General features: G+C 71.5%; 13 protein-coding genes and 2 pseudogenes. 11 read left to right on the top strand and 4 right to left on the bottom strand.

Annotation, left to right across the window (positions count from 1 at the left end; genetic code table 11):
- Positions 1-55: 55 nt before the first annotated feature.
- A complete protein-coding gene (locus ACIP93_RS26635) occupies positions 56-769 on the top strand; it encodes a glycerophosphodiester phosphodiesterase (RefSeq protein ID WP_345220100.1) in 714 nt (237 codons plus the stop codon).
- A 55-nt stretch (positions 770-824) separates the two neighbouring features.
- Positions 825-1,598 carry an SAM-dependent methyltransferase gene (locus tag ACIP93_RS26630; RefSeq protein ID WP_401762296.1) on the top strand — a complete coding sequence of 258 codons (774 nt, stop codon included), beginning with the start codon at positions 825-827 and terminating at the stop codon, positions 1,596-1,598.
- A gap of 52 nt (positions 1,599-1,650) precedes the next feature.
- On the opposite strand, the gene ACIP93_RS26625 is transcribed toward ACIP93_RS26630, so the two are convergent.
- The 4 genes from ACIP93_RS26625 to ACIP93_RS26610 all read right to left on the bottom strand — a co-directional run bounded on the left by ACIP93_RS26625 (position 1,651) and on the right by ACIP93_RS26610 (position 5,338).
- Positions 1,651-2,184: a hypothetical protein gene (locus ACIP93_RS26625; RefSeq protein WP_401762293.1), complete on the bottom strand. Its 534-nt coding sequence runs from the start codon at positions 2,182-2,184 to the stop codon at positions 1,651-1,653.
- Positions 2,185-2,337: 153 nt separating this feature from the next.
- Positions 2,338-3,543, bottom strand: a complete 1,206-nt coding sequence (locus tag ACIP93_RS26620) for a spermidine/putrescine ABC transporter substrate-binding protein (protein ID WP_345220097.1) — start codon at positions 3,541-3,543, stop codon at positions 2,338-2,340.
- A gap of 100 nt (positions 3,544-3,643) precedes the next feature.
- The gene (locus ACIP93_RS26615) at positions 3,644-5,083 is read right to left on the bottom strand and encodes a gamma-aminobutyraldehyde dehydrogenase (RefSeq protein WP_345220096.1); all 1,440 of its coding nucleotides are present in this window, start codon (positions 5,081-5,083) and stop codon (positions 3,644-3,646) included.
- Positions 5,084-5,182: 99 nt separating this feature from the next.
- A complete protein-coding gene (locus ACIP93_RS26610) occupies positions 5,183-5,338 on the bottom strand; it encodes a hypothetical protein (protein WP_345220156.1) in 156 nt (51 codons plus the stop codon).
- Between ACIP93_RS26610 and ACIP93_RS26605 the strand changes: the two genes are divergently transcribed.
- From ACIP93_RS26605 to ACIP93_RS26565, 9 genes and pseudogenes are all read left to right on the top strand, one after another.
- Positions 5,262-5,753 (top strand): Lrp/AsnC family transcriptional regulator, encoded by a 492-nt coding sequence (locus ACIP93_RS26605; RefSeq protein ID WP_345220095.1) that lies wholly within the window; start codon positions 5,262-5,264, stop codon positions 5,751-5,753. The two genes, ACIP93_RS26610 and ACIP93_RS26605, sit on opposite strands and share 77 nt — an antisense overlap.
- The gene (locus tag ACIP93_RS26600; protein ID WP_345220094.1) at positions 5,738-7,141 is read left to right on the top strand and encodes an aspartate aminotransferase family protein; all 1,404 of its coding nucleotides are present in this window, start codon (positions 5,738-5,740) and stop codon (positions 7,139-7,141) included. Before ACIP93_RS26605 ends, ACIP93_RS26600 begins: the two co-directional genes overlap by 16 nt.
- A gap of 211 nt (positions 7,142-7,352) precedes the next feature.
- Positions 7,353-8,105 (top strand): ABC transporter ATP-binding protein, encoded by a 753-nt coding sequence (locus ACIP93_RS26595; RefSeq protein WP_401762288.1) that lies wholly within the window; start codon positions 7,353-7,355, stop codon positions 8,103-8,105.
- Positions 8,087-8,650 (top strand): annotated as a pseudogene (locus ACIP93_RS26590) (hypothetical protein); the annotation flags it as partial. The gene ACIP93_RS26595 and the pseudogene ACIP93_RS26590, both read left to right, overlap by 19 nt.
- Positions 8,651-10,179: 1,529 nt before the next feature.
- Positions 10,180-11,304, top strand: a complete 1,125-nt coding sequence (locus tag ACIP93_RS26585; protein WP_401762285.1) for an LOG family protein — start codon at positions 10,180-10,182, stop codon at positions 11,302-11,304.
- 54 nt (positions 11,305-11,358) lie between these two features.
- Positions 11,359-11,727: pseudogene (locus ACIP93_RS26580) on the top strand (VOC family protein); the annotation flags it as partial.
- A gap of 135 nt (positions 11,728-11,862) precedes the next feature.
- A complete protein-coding gene (locus tag ACIP93_RS26575; protein ID WP_401762282.1) occupies positions 11,863-12,789 on the top strand; it encodes a hypothetical protein in 927 nt (308 codons plus the stop codon).
- 1,300 nt (positions 12,790-14,089) lie between these two features.
- Complete coding sequence (locus ACIP93_RS26570; RefSeq protein WP_401762280.1) at positions 14,090-15,283, top strand: sensor histidine kinase; 1,194 nt, start codon at positions 14,090-14,092, stop codon at positions 15,281-15,283.
- Complete coding sequence (locus ACIP93_RS26565; protein WP_401762277.1) at positions 15,277-15,978, top strand: response regulator; 702 nt, start codon at positions 15,277-15,279, stop codon at positions 15,976-15,978. Before ACIP93_RS26570 ends, ACIP93_RS26565 begins: the two co-directional genes overlap by 7 nt.
- The last annotated feature ends 11 nt before the right edge of the window (positions 15,979-15,989 follow it).

Raw genomic sequence — 15,989 nt, 5'->3', positions numbered from 1 at the left:
CGGGCGGCCGCCCGCTGAGCGAGCGCGCGGCCGCCCCTTCCCCAACAATGGCCCCATGAGCACCGACCGCGACACCGTCCTCTCCGTGGGCCACCGCGGCGACCCGTACCGCTTCCGCGAGAACACCCTCGCCTCGATCCGTTCCGCCCTGGAGCTGGGCGCGGACGCGGTGGAGGTGGACGTGCGCCTGACCCGTGACGGCGTCCCCGTCCTCCTCCACGACGAGAAGCTGGAGCGGCTCTGGGGCCACGACCGCTGGCTCGTCGACCTGACGAAGGCCGAGCTCGACGAGCTGACCGGTCACGGGGTGCCGACCCTGCGTGAGGCGATCCTCGCGGTCGGCGCCCGGCGCCTGCTGCTCGACCTGCCGGGTGCGTACACCGATGCCGTACGGAAGGTGGTGGGCGTCGTCCACGAGGCGGGCGCGGGCGAGCGCACGTACTACTGCGGCGGTCCGGCGGCCATGCTCCGGGTCCGCGCCGCCGACCCGCACGCGGAGCTCGCCCTGTCCTGGGCGAGCAGCGCCCCGCCCCGCCCCGAGGTGATCGCCGCGCTCACCCCCCGCTGGCTGAACTACCGCTTCCCGCTGATCGACCGGGCGCTGGTGGACCGGGCCCACCAAGGCGGCCTGCTGGTCTCCGCCTGGACCCCGGACACGGCGGGCAGCATGCGCCGCGTGCTGGCCGCGGGCGCCGACGCTATCATCACCAACCGCCTCGACCTCCTCTCCCGCACCATCACCAAGTACCGCACCGGGCACCTCGGTTGACGCGTCCGGCATGATGGCGTCCCACCACCCCCCGCGCCGGAGGAGAACGCGCCGCATGCCCGCCGACATACGCACCGACATCGCCCACAGCGCCCGCGTCTGGAACTACTGGCTGGGCGGCAAGGACCACTACCCGGTCGACGCCACCGTGGGCGACCAGGTGACCTTCCTCTACCCCTCCATCCGCGACGTCGCCCGCGCCGACCGCCGCTTCCTGGGCCGCGCGGTCGAGCACCTGGCCGGGACCGCGGGCCTGCGCCAGTTCCTCGACATCGGTACGGGCCTGCCCACCGCCGACAACACCCACGAGGTCGCCCAGCGCGCCGCCCCCGCCTCCCGCATCGTGTACGCGGACAACGACCCGGTGGTCCTCGCCCACGCCCGCGCCCTCCTGACGAGTACGCCCGAAGGCGCCACCGCCTACGTCGACGCGGACGTCCGCGACCCGGAGAAGCTCCTCGAAGCGGCCGCCGAGACCCTGGACCTGGACCGCCCGGTCGCCGTGATGATGCTGGGCATCCTCAACTTCGTGGCGGACACGGCCGAGGCGCGGTCGATCGTACGCACCCTGCTCGACGCCCTCCCGCCGGGCAGCCACCTCGCGCTCACCCACCCCACCCTGGAGCTGGGCGGCGAGGGCAACGAGGCCGCGATGGCCTTCTGGAACGAGAACGCCACCCCGCCGATCCGCACCCGCACGGGAGCCGAATTCGCCGCGTTCCTCGACGGGTTGGAGATCCTTGACCCCGGCATCGTGTCCTGTGCCCGGTGGCGCGGTACGGACCCCTCGGTGGCCCAGTTCGGCGCGGTGGCGGTCAAGCGCGGCTGAGCACCCGGCGGGGCAGCGGCCGCCGCGCCGGCTTCGGCCGCCGCTCCCGCCTTCAGCGCGGGGCGAGCGCCCGCCCCGGGACCGTAACCGGTGCCGTCAGCGCCTCCAACTGCTTGATCTTCCGGCGCACGACCGCCAGCGGGATCACCCCGAACACCCCGAAGGCCATGTCGATCAGCGACCAGCCGAAGGGGATTCCCCGGATCGGCCCGCAGACCAGGGCGAGCGGGATGATCCCGGCGCAGGCGATCATCCCGAACTCGATCACCCAGATGTTCCGCACCGGATCGCGGTAGGGCCCGTGGAACGCCACCGCGATCACCAGGTGGGCGTAGGCCAGCCAGTCCGTCCCGTACAGGATGAACGGGTACTTCGCCTCGGTGGCGACGAGCCCCTCCCGGCACCGCTCGATCCACTCCGTGAACCCGGGCATCGCGTCGGACAGCGGTGACGACTTCAGTACGTCGGCGAGCCAGTTGAGCTCGGTGACGAGCGGGAAGGCGGTGAGCCCGCTCAGCACGAGGCACACGATGAAGAAGATCAACCACACCCGGATGCGCCGCAGAAGGACGGCTGGCTCGTTCATGCCCGCAGCGTACGAGGCCCTTTACCGGAGCTTCACAGGTCCCCCGCACGCACCGCGGACAGCCCGTACGGCAGACTGAGCCGTTACGCGCCCCTTCCGGCACAGCCCTCGACCCCCGGCGCAGGCCGAGCAGGTGACGGTGCCGTACAGCCCCTACAGCCCCACGATCGAGTTCCACCTCTTCGCGAACTCCAGCCGCTCCTCCGCCGTGATGTCCCGGGCGATGGCGAGCCGTTTGCGGACCTCCCCGTCGGGGAAGATCAGCGGGTCCTCGGCCAGGGCGGCCGTCTCCTCGTCCTTCGAGGAGGCGATGATGTCGCGGGCGGCGGGCACCGGGCAGACGTAGTTCACCCAGGTGGCCAACTCGGCGGCCACCTCGGGCTCGTAGTAGTAGTCGACCAGCCGCTCGGCGTTCCGCTTGTGCTTCGCCAGGTTCGGGATCATCAGCGACTCCGCCCACAGTTCCGCCCCCTCCTCCGGCACCACGAACTCGATGTCCGGGTTGTCGGCCTGGAGCTGGATCACGTCGCCCGAGTACGCCTGGCAGGCGAGCACGTCGCCGCCGGCCAGGTCCTTGACGTAGTCGTTGCCGGTGAAGCGGCGGATGTGCTTGGTCCTGACCAGTTTCTCGACCTGCTCGCACATCCGGTGGAAGTCGTCCGCGACCCACTGGGTGACGTCGGTGCCGAGCCCCTGCATGAGCAGTGAGAAGCTCTCGTCCAGTCCGGAGAAGAGCGTGACCCTGCCCTTGAGTTCGGGCCGCCACAGGTCCGAGGTGTGCTTGATCTCGCGGCCGAGCTTCTTGCGGTTGTACGCGATCCCGGTGATCCCCGACTGCCACGGCACGGCGTGCCGGCGGCCCTTGTCGAAGGCGGGGTCGCGCAGTTGCGGGTCCAGGTACTTGGCCACGTTGGGCTGCTTGGCCCGGTCCATCTCCTGGACCCAGCCCAGCCGTACGAAACGGGCCGCCATCCAGTCGCTGATGACGATGAGGTCGCGGCCGGTCTCCTGGTGGTTCATCAGCGCCGGGCTGACCTTGCCGAAGAACTCGTCGTTGTCGTTGATCTCCTCGGTGTACCGCACCGAGATCCCGGTCCGCCGGGTGAACTCCTCCAGCGTCGGCCGCTTCGACTTCTCCTCCTCATCGGTGTCGATGTAGAGGGGCCAGTTGGCGAACTGGAGGTTCCTGTCCCGGTCGGAGGCGTCCGTACCGGCACGGTCGCCCGGCTTCACGTACGCGGCCGGAACCCCGCACCCGGTGAGCGCGGCGAGCGCCCCCGACGTGCCGATTCCGTACCCGATACCGCGGAGCACCGTACGGCGCGAGAGACGACGCGAAACGCGACCAAGATCACCCATGCTGCCCACCCTTTCCCGACGGACGAGGGGCGGGCAATAGACACTGTGCCTACCGCCCGCCCCGCAATCCGTCAGCCCGTCTCGGGCCGCGCGGTCCGTCTCAGCCCTCGATGGACGTCATGACGTGCTTGATGCGGGTGTAGTCCTCGAAGCCGTATCCGGAGAGGTCCTTGCCGTAGCCGGACTTCTTGAAGCCGCCGTGCGGCATCTCGGCGACGAGCGGGATGTGGGTGTTGATCCACACACAGCCGAAGTCGAGGTTCTTGGACATCCGCATGGCGCGCGCGTGGTCCTTGGTCCACACGGAGGACGCGAGGGCGTACTCGACGCCGTTCGCCCACTCCAGCGCCTGGGCCTCGTCGGTGAAGGACTGGACGGTGATGACCGGTCCGAACACCTCGTTCTGGATGATCTCGTCGTCCTGCTTGAGGCCGGAGACGACGGTCGGGGCGTAGAAGTAGCCCTTGTCGCCGACCCGCTGACCGCCGGCCTCGACCTTGGCGTGCGCGGGGAGGCGCTCGATGAAGCCGGAGACCTGCTGGAGCTGGTTGGCGTTGTTGAGCGGCCCGTAGAGCACGTCCTCGTCGTCCGGCAGACCGGTCTTGGTGTCGGCCGCGGCCTTGGCGAGGGCGGTCACGAACTCGTCGTGGATGGACTCCTGGACGAGGACGCGGGTGGCGGCCGTACAGTCCTGGCCGGCGTTGAAGAAGCCCGCAGTCGAGATGTCCTCGACGGCCTTGGCGATGTCGGTGTCCTCGAAGACCACGACGGGGGCCTTGCCGCCCAGCTCCAGGTGGACCCGCTTGAGGTCCTTGGACGCGGACTCGGCGACCTGCATGCCGGCGCGTACGGAACCGGTGATGGAGGCCATCGCCGGGGTCTTGTGCTCGACCATCGCGCGGCCGGTGTCGCGGTCGCCGCAGACGACGTTGAAGACGCCCTTGGGCACGATGCCGCCGATGATCTCGGCGATCAGGACGGTCGAGGCGGGGGTGGTGTCCGACGGCTTCAGCACGACGGTGTTGCCCGCGGCGAGCGCCGGGGCGAACTTCCACACCGCCATCATCATCGGGTAGTTCCACGGTGCGACCTGCGCGCAGACGCCGACCGGCTCACGACGGACGATGGAGGTCAGGCCCTCCATGTACTCGCCCGCGCTGCGGCCCTCCAGCATCCGTGCCGCGCCCGCGAAGAAGCGGATCTGGTCGACCATCGGCGGGATCTCCTCGGTGCGGGTGATCCCGAGGGGCTTGCCGCAGTTCTCCGACTCGGCGGCGATCAGCTCCTCCGCGCGCTCCTCGAAGGCGTCCGCGATCTTCAGCAGGGCCTTCTGCCGGTCGGCGGGCGTCAGGTCGCGCCAGGCGGGGAACGCCTCGGCGGCGGCGGCCATCGCGGCGTCGACGTCCGCCTGGCCGGAGAGCGGCGCGGTCGCGTACGCCTCGCCCGTCACCGGATTGATCACGTCCGTGGTCCGCCCGTCGGCGGCGTCGCGGAACTCTCCTGCGATGTAGTTGCGCAGACGGCGCAGCTCGGTGGTCACGGCCACTCTCCCTCTCAGATGTCCGGTGGATGAGACACCCACCCTAGCCAGTGGGGTGTCGCTTTCGACATACCCACCCACCAAGAACTTCGGATTCAGTCAAATCTTGACCCACTGACAACGAATTTCATCGGTTTGCTCTTGCGAGACGGCCGAGACCTCGTGCAGAGTGGATGCCGTGGTCAGTCGTAGCGCAGAACCCAGGCCCGGCAGCGGAAGCTCCCCGGCGATCGATGCCGTCTCGTTGGCGATCATCGAGCAGCTCCAGGAGGACGGCCGCCGTCCGTACGCCGCCATAGGCAAGGCGGTCGGCCTCTCCGAGGCCGCCGTGCGCCAGCGCGTGCAGAAGCTGCTCGACCAGGGCGTCATGCAGATCGTCGCCGTCACGGACCCGCTCACCGTGGGCTTCCGCCGGCAGGCGATGGTCGGCATCAACGTGGAGGGCGACCTCGATCCGGTCGCGGACGCCCTCACCGGGATGCCGGAGGTCGAGTACGTCGTCGTGACGGCGGGCTCCTTCGACCTCCTCGCGGAGATCGTCTGCGAGGACGACGACCACCTCCTGGAGATGATCAACAAACGCATCCGGACCCTCCCCGGAGTGCGCTCCACCGAGAGCTTCGTCTACCTCAAGCTCAAGAAGCAGACCTACATGTGGGGAACCCGATAGCCGTGAGTGCCACAAGCAACCCTGCCGCCGGCAAGGACCTCTCGAAGACCGCGTACGACCACCTGTGGATGCACTTCACCCGCATGTCGTCCTACGAGAACGCCCCCGTGCCGACCATCGTGCGCGGCGAGGGAACGTACATCTTCGACGACAAGGGCAAGCGCTACATCGACGGCCTCTCCGGCCTGTTCGTGGTCAACGCCGGTCACGGCCGCCACGAGCTCGCGGAGACCGCGTACAAGCAGGCCCAGGAGCTGGCCTTCTTCCCCGTGTGGTCCTACGCCCACCCGAAGGCCGTCGAGCTCGCCGAGCGCCTCGCGCACTACGCGCCGGGCGACCTGAACAAGGTCTTCTTCACCACCGGCGGCGGCGAGGCCGTCGAGACCGCGTGGAAGCTGGCCAAGCAGTACTGGAAGCTGCGCGGCCACCACACCAAGTACAAGGTCATCTCGCGTGCGGTCGCCTACCACGGCACCCCGCAGGGCGCCCTGTCGATCACCGGCCTGCCGGCCCTGAAGGCCCCCTTCGAGCCGCTGGTCCCCGGCGCGCACAAGGTGCCGAACACCAACATCTACCGCGCCCCGATCCACGGCGACGACCCGGAGGCCTTCGGCCGCTGGGCCGCCGACCAGATCGAGCAGGAGATCCTCTTCGAGGGCCCGGAGACCGTCGCCGCCGTCTTCCTGGAGCCGGTGCAGAACGCCGGCGGCTGCTTCCCGCCGCCGCCCGGCTACTTCCAGCGGGTCCGCGAGATCTGCGACAAGTACGACGTGCTGCTGGTCTCGGACGAGGTCATCTGCGCCTTCGGCCGCCTGGGCACGATGTTCGCCTGCGACAAGTTCGACTACGTCCCCGACATGATCACCTGCGCCAAGGGCATGACCTCGGGCTACTCCCCGATCGGGGCCTGCATCGTCTCGGACAAGATCGCCGAGCCGTTCTACCAGGGCGACAACACCTTCCTGCACGGCTACACCTTCGGCGGCCACCCGGTCTCCGCGGCGGTCGGCCTCGCCAACCTCGACATCTTCGAGCGCGAGGGCCTCAACCAGCACGTCCTGGACAACGAGGACGCGTTCCACCAGACGCTCCGCAAGCTCCTGGACCTGCCGATCGTCGGCGACGTCCGCGGCAACGGCTTCTTCTACGGCATCGAGCTGGTGAAGGACAAGGACACCAAGGAGTCCTTCACCGACGAGGAGACCGAGCGCGTCCTGTACGGCTTCCTCTCCAAGGCGCTGTACGAGAACGGCCTGTACTGCCGGGCCGACGACCGCGGCGACCCGGTCGTCCAGCTCGCCCCGCCGCTGATCTCCACCCAGGAGACCTTCGACGAGATCGAGGGCATCCTGCGCGCGGTCCTCACCGAGGCGTGGACCAAGCTGTAGGCCCCCGGCCCCACCGAGGATCCGTCTGTCCGTACGGCCCGGATGCACCCGTTCCAGTGAGAACGCGGGGCGTCCGGGCCGTACGTCTGCCGTGCCACCCCCACCTCCGCACCACAAGTCCCTACGGTGCGCAGTGACCGATCGGCTCCGCGTTTCGTTCCCCCGGAAGGGGGACGGAAAAATCGATCCGACCTGACTTGAGGTGTACGCCATGGTGGTCCCGCCGGACACTGCCCCACCGGACAACGACGCCCTCTGGGCCCGCTCCCTGCACCACTCCCACGAGGGGTCCCCCGCCCTCGTCGACGTGTCGCTGGCCGTCCGCGAGGGCGAGATCCTCGCCGTCACCGGCCCGCGCGGCAGCGGCAAGACCACGCTCCTCAACTGCCTCTGCGGGCACCTCCTCCCGGACGACGGCGAGGTCTGGTTCAACAGCGTTCCCGTGCACACCCTGGGAACCCTCGCCCGCGAACGGCTGCGCCGGGACCGCTTCGCCTGGATCTCCTCCTCCCCCGACCTCGTCCCCGAACTGACGGCCTGGGAGAACACGGCGCTCCCCCTCCTGCTGCGCGGCGAGAGCCACCGCACCGCCAAGGCCACCGCCATGGAGTGGCTGGACCGCCTCGACGTCGGCGCCGTCACCCGCAGACGCCCGGCCACCCTCCTCCAGGCCGAGCGCCAGCGCGTCGCCATCGCCCGCGCCCTGGCCACCACCCCCTCCGTCCTCTTCGCCGACGAACCCACCGCCCCCCTGCACCGCGCGGACGCCGCCCAGGTGCTGCGCACCCTCATGACCGCGGCCCGCTCGCACTCCCTCACCGTGGTCCTGGCCACACACGACCCCGAGGTCGCCGCCCTCGCGGACCGCGCCGTGCCGCTCCTGGACGGCCGCCACGCCGCCACCGCGACGCTCTCGGGCGCCGTCGGACCGGAAGGGCGGCCCGCGTGCTCGCTCTCCGCCTGACCCGGGGCACCCACCCGCTGGTCCTGCTGCGCCGCCTGTTCGTCGCCGCGGCCTCGGCGGGCGTCGGCTTCCTCCTCCTGTGCACCCTCGGCTACGCCCTCAGCCACCCCGGCCAGTCGGCCTCCTCCCTGCTGCGCCTCCTGTGGTGCCTCGCCCCGCTGGCCGCGACGGTGCAGTTCGCGGTGGCGGTGGCCCGTACGGACCCGAGCACCCGGCCCCGCCCCGGCCTGTCCTCGGTGGGTCTGGGCCCGGCCCGGCTGGCGGCCACCGCGGCCGCCTCGACGGCTCTGTCCTGCACCCTCGGCAGCGTGGTCGCCCTCTTCGTCTTCCTCCACCTCCGGGGCGACCTGACCAGCCTGCCCTTCGACGACGCCGGCACGGAACTCCTCGCCGCGGACCGGCCGTTGCCCCTGGCCGCCGTCCTCGTCCTCCTCACTCTGTCGCCGCTCGCCGCCTCCGCGGCCAGCGCCTGGGCCCTGCGTCCCCGCACCGGAACACGGGACCGCACGGGCGGCCCCCGCCCCCTGGGCCCGGCACCCCGGCCCGGCACCCCCGTCTCGGCGGGCCCCCGGCCCGCCCTCACGCGGTCCGCCCCCATGCTGTTCGCTCCCACGGGACCCGGACCCACGCGATCCGCCTCCACGGGGTCGGCGTCCACGGGGTCCGCGCCCACGGAGTCAGCGCTCGCGGAGTCCGCACCCACAGGGTCAGCGCCCACGGAGTCCGCTCCCATGGAGTCCGCTCCCACGGGGGCCATGCCCACGCGGTCCGCTCCCACGGGGTTCGCTGCCGCCCCGAGCGCGGCGCCCGCCACCACGGATGAGGGCATCCCCGCTACCGACATGCCACTGGAGGGGGACACACCCTTCACCGACTCCTCGCGCGCCGAGGGCACTCCGCAGGGCAGGGCTGCTCGGCTCGGGGGTACCCCCGGCACCGACGCTCCCCCGGCCGAGGGCGCCCCGACGGGCAGGACGGCTCCACTCGGGGGCACCTCCGGCACCGACGCTCCCCCAGCCGAGGGCACCCCACCGGGCAGAGCTGCTCGATTCGGAGGAACCCCCGACACCGACGCTCCCCCGGCCGAGGGCACCCCGACGGGCAGGACGGCTCCGCACGGGGGCACTCCACTCGCCGAGGGCACCTCGCCGGACGGGCCCGCTCCGGCCGGGGGGAACGCTCCGCTCAAGGGCAATGCTCCGCACAACCCGGCCCGTGCTCCGTACACCGCCGACAGGGGCCGTGGCGTGGCCACCGCGGCTCTCGCGCCGCCCTCGTCGTCCATCCCCCTCTCCGCCGCTTCCGCCGTCACCTCACCGCCGACCGGTCTGCCGTGGGGGGTCGCGCTGAGCGCCGCCGGGCTCGCCGTCGAGGCGTATGCGAGCCGGGGCGGCGCACCCGGCCGGACGCTGCCGCTGCCGGGCCACGCGGACATCGCTCCGGCCGGCGTCCTGGCCGGCTGGTCGCTGACCGCGCTGGGTCTGGTGCTGGCCGGCCCCGGGCTGGTCCATCTGTGCGGCTTCCTGCTCCAGGCCGTACGTCCCGGCGCGGTACGCCTCCTGGCCGGGCGCATGCTCCAAGGAGAGTCCCGGCGCATCGGCCGTCCGCTCGGGGTGGTCTGTGCGACCGCATCCGGGCTCATCGCAGCCGCCGCCCTGTACTCCCGGGCCCCAGGCCCCTCCTTCGGACCGCTCACGGGGCTCGGCGCCGCCCTGGTCGTGGCCTGCACGACAGGGACCCTCGTCCTCGTGGCTCTGGAGACCAGGCAGGCCCGCGCCGCCACCACCCAGGCCCTGATCCGCCAGGGTGCGGCCGCCCAGACCTTGCGGGCGGCGGCCGTCACCTGCCTGATCGCCCTCATCACCCTGTTCGTCCCGCTCACCTGGGTCCTCGCCACTCTCGCGGCCGGTCCCCTGACCCCGTGACCCCCGCCCTCCGTGGGCGCCGCGGATTCCGCCGCGGCGCCCACCTCCGGCCCCGACCTCGCACGCAACCCGCCGGCTGAACTCCCGTTCCGGGCAGCCCCCTCCGGGCCCCCTCCCGTGCGCGGACACCCGCCGCCTACGATGGCCCCGTGCGCCCACAACCGGATCATCACCACGAGATCGAGACCCTGGCCGCGTTCGACCAGGTCGTCGCCGGCGGCCCCCTCACCGGCTACCGCGTCCAGTCCGTCGACCTGACGGACCGTACGGAAGCTCTGCTGGCCACCGATGCGACCGATGCGGTCTTCCTCGGCTGCCCGATGAGCGAGGAAGCGGAAGCCAAGGTCCGCGCGGACGGTGCGCTCGTCTTCCCACCGGTGCCGAACCTCCCGTTCAACCCCTACCGGGGGCTGCTCTACACCCCCGACTCGCTCTTCGAGGGCCTCACCGACGGCGGCTACGAGGCGACACCCGACGCCCTGGCCTACGCCTGGTTCCAGCAGACCAAGGCCGACGGCGACATATTCGCCTCCATGCTGCGCTCGGTCCACGACGACGCGATCTCCGACAGCCTCGACGAGCACGTCCTGGGCTCCCCCGTGGTGGGCGTCATGGGCGGGCACGCCATGGCCCGCGGCACCGACGCCTACGCCGGGGCCGCCCGGCTCGGCCGCAGCCTCGCCCGCGCGGGACTGACGGTGGCGACCGGCGGTGGGCCGGGAGCGATGGAAGCGGCCAACCTCGGTGCCTACGCCGCCCCGCTCGCGGACGGAATGCTGGACGAGGCCCTCCTGATCCTCGGCAAGGCCCCGTCGTTCACCCCGTCCGTCACCGACTGGGCCGCCGCCGCCTTCGCCGTACGGTCCCGCTGGCCGGCGGGCGGCGATTCGGTCGGTATCCCCACCTGGTTCTACGGGCACGAGCCGCCGAACGCCTTCGCCTCCCACATCGCGAAGTACTTCGCCAACGCCACCCGTGAGGACGGCCTGTTGGCCCGCTCCACCGCCGGTGTGGTCTTCCTGCCGGGCGCGGCCGGCACGGTCCAGGAGATCTTCGACAACGCGACCCCGAACTACTACGAGTCGCGCGGCGAACCCACCCCCATGGTCCTGGTGGACCGGTCCCACTGGACGGAACGGCTCCCGGCATGGCCCCTCCTCCAGGCCCTCGCCGAGGAGCGCCCGATGGAACACCGCATCGCCCTGGTCGACTCGGTCGCCGAGGCCCCCGCCGCCCTGGAGCGCCTTCGGTCCACGGCGATTCTCCGGACCTGATCCGTCGTACAAAACCGGTGGCCGTCGCATGACCGTGCGGTCATAGTGGCGCGCATGGCATCTCTCGTGCGACATGTGACCATCGACTGCGCCGACGCCCACAAGCTGGGCTCCTTCTGGGCGGCGGTGCTCGAATGCCCGCTCGCGGACGACGACTTCCCCGGTGACCCCGAGGCCCTGCTCCAGACGCCGGGCGTCGGGGTTCTGTTCGTCCAGGTCCCCGACCCCAAGACGGTCAAGAACCGCGTCCACCTCGACATCCAGCCCCAGGACCGCACCCGCGACGAGGAGGTCGAGCGCATCCTCGCGCTCGGAGCCACCCTGGTGGGCGACCACCGCAAGCCCGACGGCACCGGCTGGGCGACGCTCGCCGACCCCGAGGGCAACGAATTCTGCGTCGAGCGCAGCGCCGCCGAGCGGGCCGGCTGACCGCCTCCGGCACATACGGCCGATCCAGAAGCAACGTTCACGGGAAAACTCACGTCTCGTAGTCGGAGGGCGTCCGACGTCCTCCCCGGACGACACGTACGACTCGCACTTCCGTGAACGGAGCTTCAGGTGCTCATCGGCCTCATCACCGCCATTGCGGCCTCGGTCTGCTACGGCACAGGCTCCGTCCTGCAAGCCGTCGGCTCGCGGAAGTCCGCCCGCCGGGAGGCCGCGTCGGCCACCGCTGCGGCCGGTGTCACGCAGCACGGCGGCCCCAGCCTGTCTTCCACCGCCAAGGCGGCGATGACCTGGGAGTTCATCGTCGGGACCATTCTCGACTTCGTCGGCTTCGGGCTCGGTGCGCTGGCGGCGCGCATGCTGCCGCTGTTCCTTTCCCAGACCGTGATCAGTGCCAACCTGGTGATCACGGCGGTGCTGAGCGTGCGGATGCTCGGCATCCGGCTGAGCCGCAAGGAATGGACGTCGATCGCCGTCGTCTGCGGATCCCTGGTGCTGCTCGCGACGGCGGCCGGCCACGAGGGCGGCGGGCACACGGACCGGGCGACCCACTGGTGGCTGCTCGTGGTGTCCGTGGCGCTCATGGTGCTGGGCACGGTGGCCGTGCGTCTGATGGGCGGGGGCGCCGCGATCCTCGCCGGCCTGCTCTCCGGCCTGGGCTTCGGCGCCCTGGGCGTCGGCGTGCGCATCCTCGACGGCGTGGACCCCTTCGACCTCGGGACCTTCCTCGCCGACCCGGCCCTGTATGCCATCCTGGTCGCTGGAATCGGCGGCATGTACCTGCACACGGTGGCCCTCCAGATCGGCTCGGTCAACGGTGCCACCGCCGCCCTCGTGGTGGGTGAGACCGTCCTGCCTGGTCTGATCGGCGTGGTCTGGCTGGGCGACGCCTCCCGCCCGGGGTTCGGATGGGTCGCGATCATCGGTTTCATGCTGGCCGTGGCCGGTGCGGTCGCGGTCGCCTGGTACGGCAAGCACGAGGGCGAGTCGAGCACGGAGCCGGACGAGCCACGGCACTTGGTGGAGGCTTCCCACTAGCCGGTCGGGCCGCCCGAACACGCCGAGCAGGACCAACGGGTAGACGGCGTAACCGAACCGGCTGGCCGGCATCAGCGTCATCGCGAGCGCCAGCCCGTACGCCAGCCGGACGGCCGCCGCCCGCACGGTGCGCGGCGGCCGCACCACCAGTGAAGCTCCGATCAGCAGGGCACCGGCTCCCAGCAGAGCCAGCGCGATGCCCCGGCCGCCGGGCACGTACGTCGCGAGCAGCCACCCGGGCAGCGGGCTGGCCGCCGGGGACTGCACCCCGGCCAGCCCCAGCGGGAACGCGATCGCATTGCGGTAGAAGGCTTCCGGATCGGCCACCGCCACCGGCAGGATCAGCGCCCCCGCGACCGCCGCGGCGACACTCGCGCACCGCGCCGCCGCCCGGCGCCCACCGCCGACGGCCGTGAGCGCGACCGCCACCGGAAGTGCCGGCCACGCCGTCCACTTGAGAGCGGCCGCAACCCCGAGCGCCATTCGGGCAAGTCCCGCCCTTCCCCGCCCGGCCCATGCGAGGCCCAGGCACATCAGCCCCACGACCGGAAGGTCTATCCCGCCGACCGCCAACGGCAACGCCACCAGCGGGCACGCGGCGAGCCACCACGCCCGCCCCCGCCGGGCCGCGTGGAGCGTCGCGAGCAGGAATCCCGCCCCGAACCACCACCGTGCGTCCGCCCACGGCCCGTCCCCGAACAGCGCGTACGGCAAGCCGAAGACCGCCATGCCCGGCAGGTACGGGTTGAAGTCGGCCAGCACTGCCGGCTCCGTGACATACGGGCTCCCGGTGGCGGCCAGCAGCTCGGCCGACCGCTCCACCACCCGTACCTCCAACTGCCCCTGTCCGGTCAGCACGAGAGCGGCCAGGGGTAACAGCACAGCCCCCACCACGGCGACGCCCACCGGCCGCAACCGCACCCGTCCAAGGGCCCGTGGACGCGCCGCCGCCCACGCCGCTGCCCCGTACCCGCACGCGGCCGTCAGCGCCCAGGCCCGATGCGGCCCCAGTTCAGAGACAAGCCCGAAGAGGAACGAGCCCGCGGCGCACACCATCCACAGGGCCGTCTCGCGCCGAACCCGGGGCGCGTCCGCGCCGCTCCTGCCCTGCACCCGCTCGTGCCGTACGAAGTCGTGAACCGCCGTTGTCCTGGTCATGCGTTCACGGTGCGGGACGGGACGCCCGCACTGCGTCACACCACGGGGCCAATCTCCACGTCAACCCGTGGCATGAGAGGGCTCCTCGGATTCAACCCGTGCTCCGATGCGCGCCACCCCGACCGGGGCGAAGAATCCTCGTATGCGATCTTCCGTGCGACGGCGGGCGACCCTCTGGGCCGAAAGCCCCGCCCAACCCTGGCTCACCGGCGGTGCGTTGACCCTTCTCGCTTTCGCCGAACAGACCCTGGCGTCTGCGCCCGTGCAGGTGACGGCGGCGACGCTGCTGGCCACGACCGCGTTCATGGGCCGGCGACGACGGCCGGAACTCGCAGCAGTGAGCGTCCTCGCGGTGCTGCTCAGCTTCGCGCTGGGGGCCGACATTTCGGCCACCGGTACCGTCACCGGCCTTTTGAGCTGCTACTTCCTCGGGCGTCGACGCGTCCTGCACCCGGCGGTGACGATGGGCGCGGTTCTGTCGGCGGCCCTTGCGGTAAATCTCCTCCACATCGCTCAGTGGGCACAGGCCGACCCGTCGGCCGCCCTCTCCCTGCGAGCGGCCGACTGGTGGAGTCCGGGACTCTATGCCGAGACGCTCGTACTGGGTCTCGCCGCCTTCGCGGCACTCGCCACCGGCGACGCCGTCCGAGCACGTGCGGAGGCCCGGGCGGACCGCGCCGCCTCCCAAGCCCGGCTCTTCGCGATGGAACGCCGCCAGGCCGCAGAATCGGAACGGGCCGCGATCGCCAGGGAGTTGCACGACCTCGTGTCCCACTCCGTCTCGGTGATCGCCGTGCAGGCGGAAAGCTCGCTCTACACCACCCCCGACCTCTCGCCCCAGGCCCGCGAGGGTTTCCAGCAGATCGCCGAAACGGCCCGCTCGTCGCTGGCCGAGCTGCGTCGTCTCCTGGGCGTGCTGCGCACGGACCGGGACGCCGCGGCGGCCACCGCACCGCAGCCCACGCTCGCTCGTCTCGGTGAACTCCTGGAGCAGCACCGGGCCGTGGGGGGGCGTGCTGAACTGCGGGTCAGCGGCGACGAGGTGCCGATGCCGACCTCCCTGGAGCTCTCGGCCTACCGCATCGTGCAGGAAGCTCTGACCAACGCACGCAGGCACGCGCCCGGCGCGCTCGCCCATGTGCAACTCCACTACCAACCGGACGCGCTGGCCATCCAGATCAGCGACGACGGCCCCGGCCCCGTCTCCGGGCCGGCGAACGGGACCGGGCACGGACTGGTCGGCATGCACGAACGGGCGGCGCTGCTCGGCGGAACGCTCACCGCAGGCCGGGGCCCGGCCGGCGGCTTTCTCGTAGAGGCGGAACTCCCGTGGTGATCAAAGCAATCGTGGCCGACGACCAGGCGATCCTGCGGACCGCGTTCAGCAACCTCCTCAATACCCAGGACGACATCGAGGTGGTCGGAGAGGCGGAGGACGGCGCCCAGGCGGTGCAGTTGGCCACCCGGTACCGCCCGGATGTGGCGCTGCTCGACATCCGCATGCCGCACAAGAACGGCATCGAGGCCGCACGGGAGATCGTCTCCGCGTCCAGGGGAGCCACGAAAACGCTGATGCTGACCACCTTCAGCCTCGACGAGTACGTCTACGCCGCGTTGGAAGCGGGAGCCAGCGGTTTCCTCCTCAAGGACGCCACCTTCCCCGAACTGCTCCAGGCCGTACGGGTGGTGGCGGCAGGAGAGGCGCTCCTGGCCCCGTCGGTCACCAAGCGGCTGATCGCGGAGTTCGGCCGTCGAGGGGCCCGCCCGCAGGCCGGCGTCCACGAGGTCGAGGGGCTGACGGGCCGCGAGGTGGACGTGCTGGTCCTCATCGGGCAGGGCCTCTCCAACGCCGACATCGCCGCCCGGCTGTGCATCAGCGACCACACCGTGAAGACTCACATCAACCGGCTCTTCGCCAAGATGGGCCTGACCGGCCGGGCGCAGGCGGTGATCCTGGCCTACGAGCTGGGTCTGGTCGTGGCGGGCGCTGCCCGCACGGACAGCCCGCAGCCGGCCCGAGGAGGCGGCTGACATGGCCCCGC

Source organism: Streptomyces sp. NPDC088745 (assembly GCF_044751045.1).
Lineage (GTDB): Bacteria > Actinomycetota > Actinomycetes > Streptomycetales > Streptomycetaceae > Streptomyces > Streptomyces cremeus.
This window is presented reverse-complemented; position numbering and strand designations above follow the sequence as displayed.